We start from the raw sequence: 6,360 nt of genomic DNA on the forward strand, positions 1-6,360 counted from the left end.
AAGGTTTCGCAACAACGCAAGGCCGCGCCTTGTGCGTAGTGCTGTACCGCTTTCCAACGGCCTCCCAATGGGTGACAATGCCCTACAGAAGTATCGGACAGCGAAGGAATGGACGCCGTGCTGCCCGGCTCATTGCCGGTCGATCCGCTCCGGCATCGCCGGGGCGGCCTCATCGGTGCCCGCCTTGCGCGCGAATCCGATCCTCGCAGTGCTCCGGGCCAGCGCCTGACGTCGCCATGCATCCGCCAGCGTGCGTGACGACGATACGAGATCGTCGTCGAGCCGCTCCTCGATCTGCTTCAGGGCGACGTTGGACGCGATCGGCGCAAGTTGCAGCGGCGAGCCGTCCGCGCCGGTTTCGAGAAACACGATGGAGCGTTCCCACACGTGCATGCGCGACCAGAACGTCGCATCGCGCTCGCCGCATTCCGATGCGGGTACGAACAGCGTGTGCAGCGGCGTCATCATCTGCACCGTTCGATGCAGGTCGGCCAGCTTGAACCAGAATTCGTGCGTCATGTCGGCCGGATGCATCGGAAACCTGACCAGCGCCATTGCCTGACGCGGCCCGAACGACAGCGACAGCGTCTCGGCCAGCGCGTTAAAGCGGTCGGCACGGGATTGCGGCCAACCCACGTGCCACAACGTGTCGAAGTAACCGGGCTGGATGACGACGGTATCGAGCCCGGCGCTCAGCCTGATTCGCCGTGCCACGAGTTCCTGTGCGAGCACGGTCTGTAACCCGCTGGACGGATCGATGCCGAACGTGATGCAAAGATGCTCCAGACTGGAAATGCCCGCGACGATCCGGGTGCGCAGCCCGGCACCGTGTGCGGCCTCCAGCACGAAGCGCGTCACGAGGTCCGTCACCATCGCACTGCCCGGCTCGATCAGGACCACGGCGCCCGACTCGCGCGCCGCGCCCACCACCCGGGACGCCATCGCGCGGTACATGTCGGGCCGATACTGGCCGACCTGATAGTGACCGGTATCGATGTCGACGACGTCCGCGTCGCCGGCGAGATCGGCCAGCCAGCGGGCAACGCCCTCATGACATCCGGCGTGAAACACGACCTCTGCGTGGCGAATCGCCCGACATGCCTCGACGCTCGGATCCTTCGAAAAATCGAGCCCGCCGCCAACGATGGTCACTTCCGCTTCGCTATGCATCTGATGTCTCCTCTTCTCGATCCCAATGGGTGGACGCAATCGGGCGAGACCCGATCCCCCACAGCAGCGCGCATGGAAACTTGCTCGGATACGCGAGGCGGAGCAATTCGTAGCCAATGCCCGCGACACCCTGGAAAAAACCGAGGTTCTCGTTGTCGCTGCCGAACGGCCAGCTAAAGCCTTCCACCGTGCGATCCAGACGAGCAGCGGCGCGTCGGCGCGCCAGCGCGACGAGCGCCGGCCTCCCGAGCGTGACGCCGGCTTCCAATAGCAGATCGAGCCGTCCGAAATTGCCGCAGCACAGGCAGTCGAGCGCGCTCATCGGTTCCGCCACCGTGCGGGCGATTGCCCGCTCCAGGTCTTCGCGCACGGCGCGTGCGGACGCGCCGTGCAGAACCATCCCGAGACGCGCCAGTCCGATCCCGGATGCGCCGTGGCACCATCGGCAGCTCGCGTGTTCGGACTGCGGTCGTTCCTCGGCCTCGAAGCGCAGGTCCGGCCAGTTGCCGGTTGCATCATCGAAGAGCGCGTGCTCGTATGCGACCCATTCCGCAGCGGCGCTAGAGCATTCGCGTCGCGCCGACGCGGCCGCGAGGCGTTGGAGCGCATAAGCGAACCCCGCCGCGCCGTGAGACATCCCCGCGAGTGGACGCGCATGGCCGACGGTATCGTCCGCCAGAGCCGGCCGACAGTGTGCGAGCAGATGCGCACCGCAGGCCATGGCGCGGTCCAATCCGATCGGCCGGCCGGCCTCGTGCAAAGCCAGCAAGCCGAGCATGGCACCCGCCGCCCCGCCGATGACGTCGTATGCGGTATCCGCGCCGATCCACGCGTCACCGATGCATTGCGCGATCTCCTCGGCCCAGTCCAGCAGCATGTCAGAGTCGGCCAAGTGCGCGCCCAGCACGAGCGGATAGATGCAGGACGCCAGGCCTTCGGCTCCGCCGAGAATCCGGTCCCGGTCGGGAAAGCCGGCATGCCGTTCGCGGACGAAACCGTCGCGCAGCGTCGCAAATGCGTTGAGGCCGGTCTGCCTGCAATCGTCGCGTCCGGTCGCGCGAGCAAGGGCCAGCAGGAAGACGGCAATGCCCGCCGTCCCGTCATAGAAGTTCTCGCCTAGCACCTGGATGTGCGGCGCGGCATCGATGGCGGTCGAGTGCAGGCCGATCCATGTCGCACCGCCGTCGCCGATGATGGCCAGCGACAGCAGATGCTCGCCGATGCGGGTAGCACGCTGCACCATTTCCTGAGGACGCCAGGCTCGATCGCTGTCCTCCGGCCACGCGTCGCTGGCGAACCCGGGCGCGACCCCATTGCGCGAGAACGCGAAGCGCAAGAGTCGCCGCTGCTGCTCAAGGTGTGCGTCGTCGAATGCATCGAGCCGTGCCGCCGCGTGCGCCATCGGCGACAGCACGTCGTCTTTCAGGTAGAAGAATTCGACTTCCTCGCCGCCGACCTCATGCAGTGTCGTGCCGTCGCTTCTCATCCGGAACAGCGGCGTATCGAGGCGCAGCATGGCCGTCTGCTCGCAACGCACGCACGTTATTGCGTTCGCGTCGACCGGATGATGGAACCGCATCAGGAACTCCAACTCGAGGCTGGCGCTCAACCCGTCCACCAGCCGCGTCGGCTGCATCGCACGCCGGCCCAACATCTCATAGAAGCGCGTGTCGCGGAGCACGACCCGCACGCTGGTGTCGCGAAACACGGCGAGCGCGTCGCGGACCGTCTCGCGATGGGCCAGAACGAAGCGCCCCATGGCCACGAGCCCGGCATCGATGTCTCCGAGATGGCCCGAAGGATCGGCAATGGATTCCGCGAGCCTCGGCAGATGCCGCACGGCGTCGATTGCAAGCGGCTTGCGGCCGAGCATCATCGCATCGGTATTTGCACGCAGCCAGCCAGTCACCTTGACCTCCTCGGGAGCCGACCAGCTCAGCCCGCCCACGGTCCATCTCGTACTGCGAAACGTATTCCAGTACGGGAGATAGCCCGATTCGAGCACCGATGCGCTCATGATCCGCACCGCGGCGGAGATAGCCGGATGCCAAGGTCGGTCGTCGCCATCTAGCCTGCCCCCGGGGCGCAGCAGCGTTTCGAGGTCCACCGGTATTGGATGGCTGCCGCATGCAATGACGTTCTCCTGATGGAAATCGCAACTGCCAAGGATCTGGAACAGCGCGAGAAGCGCGCCTGCGCGCAGGTAGAACACGCGTACTTCGTCGAGCGACGCGCACGGCTCGGCGTTGACAAACGACGTCCAGCCATAGCCGTCCCGGCATAGTACGTCCGGCGTCCGGAGTTCGCCCGGCGCGCCGGCTGCCTGGATGCGTTGCAGGAATGTCGCCCACGCACCATCGATGCCCAGATCCCGAGGCTTATAAACCAGCTGCTGCCCGCTGTCGAACCGCACGATCGCGACGCCGCGCCCGTCCCGGTGCCGATCCGACATGCCGAAGTCCAAGCCGGCGACCGCACCGGGCGAGCGACCGCCGAAGAACCGCGCGACAATCACCTGCCGATCATGCTCGAGACGCTGCGCGAGCTCCGTCACATGCTGCTCCCACTGCAGGACGGAGATCGCGAAAAAGCGGGCAAGGACCGGCTTTCGATCGAGCAAGCGAACGAAATGCCCGCTGCGCAGCCACGACAGGAAATCGGTGTAAATTCGGTTCGACGCGGCCGCAGCCTCGTCCGCCGCAAGCTGGCCGTGCGATTGCCGGACCGACCGGAATGCGTCGAACCAGACGTAAAGGCTGTCGGCGAACAGGGCGGACAGGTGTGTGGCTAGCCCAGCGCTCACGTCGTCTCGAACCGGCGCGGCCCAAAGCGAGCCATCCAAATGGCGGGCGATGCGATCCCATATGGCACGGCCCAGCGGACGAAAGAGATCGGCAAACGGGACATTGCCGTCGTCGCGGCCCTCCGATGCCGCGTCGCCCGTACAAACGAGCGCAATCCACGCGGGCAAGCGATTCGCCCAGTCAGGCAGCGCAGCGCGGCCGGCCTGCCTAGTAGGGCCGAGGCGCAGCACCGCCTGGTGCTCGCTCAGCCCGAGCCGTTCGAGATAGGTGTCGAAATGGTGCGCGTGATCCTTCGCGGCCAACCGGCGCCAGGACGCAAAAGCGGTAGCCTCCTTGTCGCCCCCGACGCCACCGGCGTCGGGGGGGCAGGTCAGGCGCTCGCCTAGCCACGCGCTGCGAGCGACCCAATCGCGCAACGTCGATTCCGCGAGTGGAGGAAGAAGCGTGACGACTTGCGCGTCCATCGCGAACCTCTCCGTCAGCCCCGACACCCGCCGCAGGTGTGCTCGCAACTTTCGGTGATGGTCTGCGTCGTGCGGCCGAATCGCATTTTCGACCGCGTGCCGGAGGCAGCGGCGCCGATTGCGTGCAAGTCGCAGGTCTCCAGATCCTCGTCCAACGCCAGCGACGGGTCATTCACGGCCGGTGCGGTGTCCGTCGCTTCGACGAGCATCGCTTCCAGCATTTCCGGATCGATCGCGTGCACTTCCGTCTCGGCGCCGTTCGGCCGTGCACCTCGCAATGATGAATTGCTGCTTGACGTATGGTCATTCATATCAACTCTCCTCGAAATAATATCCAACAGGTTGACCACGTTCACGCCCATATCGGCGATACGGACACTTATTTCCCTGCGGTTTCGATTTCTTGAACAATGAAATCAACGGTCGATCAGATCGTTTCACCGCTCTTGAGTCGGGCAATATCATGCCCCGGCAATTTAGCTCGATCTAGAGAGTTCATTTCGGATCCAATTGTTTGGACATATAAAATTGTCCATCGCAGAATACGTCGAAAGCGTCCCCAGCAAACCAACTAGGCGATCGGCCTGGCGAATGATGTTAAAGGAACACGGACATGGAGTTGTGGTGTCATGCCTTGCACCTATCCCGTCTCAAAGGAACACCACTGGTACGAGCGCGTTAGTGCCATAAAATGGGCATGTCCTTTTGACTGAGCAGGTCACACGTTTATAAACGCGAGTTTCATGCCAATTCACTCATTTCCGCCCACATTCGCGCCCGTCGGTCAGCCAACGTAATTCTTTTAGTTGGCCTACACTCAAACCCGACAAACGCGACGCTTTCGAGAACCATGGCCCCTCCCGAACAGCCAGCATTTTATGACGAACGTTTGCGGGAACCCGTTTGTTGCGTCATCCGCTACGTGGGGCCGCTCCAATCACTCACTTTCTTGCAGAGGAAAACCTATCCTCCATCTCCGTCCCAAAAGACAGAGCAGAAGACTGCACTAAACGCGTCGAACGGAATGCACTCATGTTCCAGCGCGGCGGCAGCATTTTCCGCCACCCCGATTAGCATAGCAATTAGCACACCGTTACACAGCGCCCTCCTCATTTTGAACATGACCGATCCTTTCCAAAAAGTTACCGGGTTTTCAGTCCTGCGACTCGCGCCACTGTCGGCAGGCAACCATGAACCGCGCTTTCACTGCGCGGGACTTGTCTCCAAGCATCTTCCGGGCCATGTGGGCCGCAAACGCCCGGAACCCCAGCACAGACGCTAATGACGCATTGGCGTCACTGTCAAATTGCGTCGCGCACTTGCGTGGGCTATCGAACAATGATGTTGGATTCCCTCCAAATCGCGCCTTGCCGACAAATTCCGGCCATGGGGAAACGCCGGCGGCCACAGGCGTGAAGGCGTTCCTGGTACGTCCGGGACGCTTTCATCATCGTGACCTGCCCGCAGGGACGAGTGCCGCTGCATCATCAATAAATTTTTTGTTTTTCGTCGTTATTGACATCACTTTCGGGTGCGTCAGCCGGCTGTCGCCAGCATTCTAGTTCAGCAGCAATGCGCTCGCGACTATCGCCCCAAAGTAGTTCACGCACGTTGTCGGGCCATGCTTCGACGTCGCACCCGTGATGATGCAGCAGCGCAAGCGCGAGCCGCTCCATTCCGAATGCGATGCAGGCCGAGTGCGCGACGGCGCCATTCGCGCAACGAAGTTTCCATATCCGACCGAAGTGGTCCATGTGGGCTTTGTCCGGATGGGTACAAGTTCCCGTGCCATGGGCGCGACTATGCATTTTTGACGCAAACCGGTTTGCCGAAGGCGTTCCACCGGTTCAGCAGGTTGGCGATGATTACGCCTTCGCCTTCCTGCGACGCAAGCTCCTGCGTCAGCAGGCGCTCGCCGATGC

3 protein-coding genes and 1 pseudogene are annotated in these 6,360 nt (G+C 63.1%); all 4 read right to left on the reverse strand.

Features of this window, described 5'->3' with window-relative positions; genetic code table 11:
- Window positions 1-129: 129 nt before the first annotated feature.
- Window positions 130-1,170 carry an SAM-dependent methyltransferase gene (locus AB4Y34_RS40515; RefSeq protein ID WP_176370079.1) on the reverse strand — a complete coding sequence of 347 codons (1,041 nt, stop codon included), beginning with the start codon at window positions 1,168-1,170 and terminating at the stop codon, window positions 130-132.
- Window positions 1,163-4,204 carry a type 2 lanthipeptide synthetase LanM gene (gene lanM, locus AB4Y34_RS40520; RefSeq protein ID WP_368719177.1) on the reverse strand — a complete coding sequence of 1,014 codons (3,042 nt, stop codon included), beginning with the start codon at window positions 4,202-4,204 and terminating at the stop codon, window positions 1,163-1,165. The genes AB4Y34_RS40515 and lanM overlap by 8 nt, the downstream gene beginning before the upstream one ends.
- Window positions 4,205-4,452: 248 nt before the next feature.
- The gene (locus AB4Y34_RS40525) at window positions 4,453-4,794 is read right to left on the reverse strand and encodes a hypothetical protein (protein ID WP_368719178.1); all 342 of its coding nucleotides are present in this window, start codon (window positions 4,792-4,794) and stop codon (window positions 4,453-4,455) included.
- Window positions 4,795-5,925: 1,131 nt separating this feature from the next.
- Window positions 5,926-6,195, reverse strand: a pseudogene (locus AB4Y34_RS40530) (hypothetical protein); the annotation flags it as partial.
- Between the last annotated feature and the right edge of the window lie 165 nt (window positions 6,196-6,360).

It is taken from the genome of Paraburkholderia sp. BR10954, assembly GCF_040965775.1.
Taxonomy (GTDB): domain Bacteria; phylum Pseudomonadota; class Gammaproteobacteria; order Burkholderiales; family Burkholderiaceae; genus Paraburkholderia; species Paraburkholderia youngii.

Coding starts and splice junctions, on each gene's coding strand:
- AB4Y34_RS40515 (WP_176370079.1), bottom strand. CDS start 1,170: ATGCATAGCGAAGCGGAAGTGACCATCGTTGGCGGCGGGCTCGATTTT.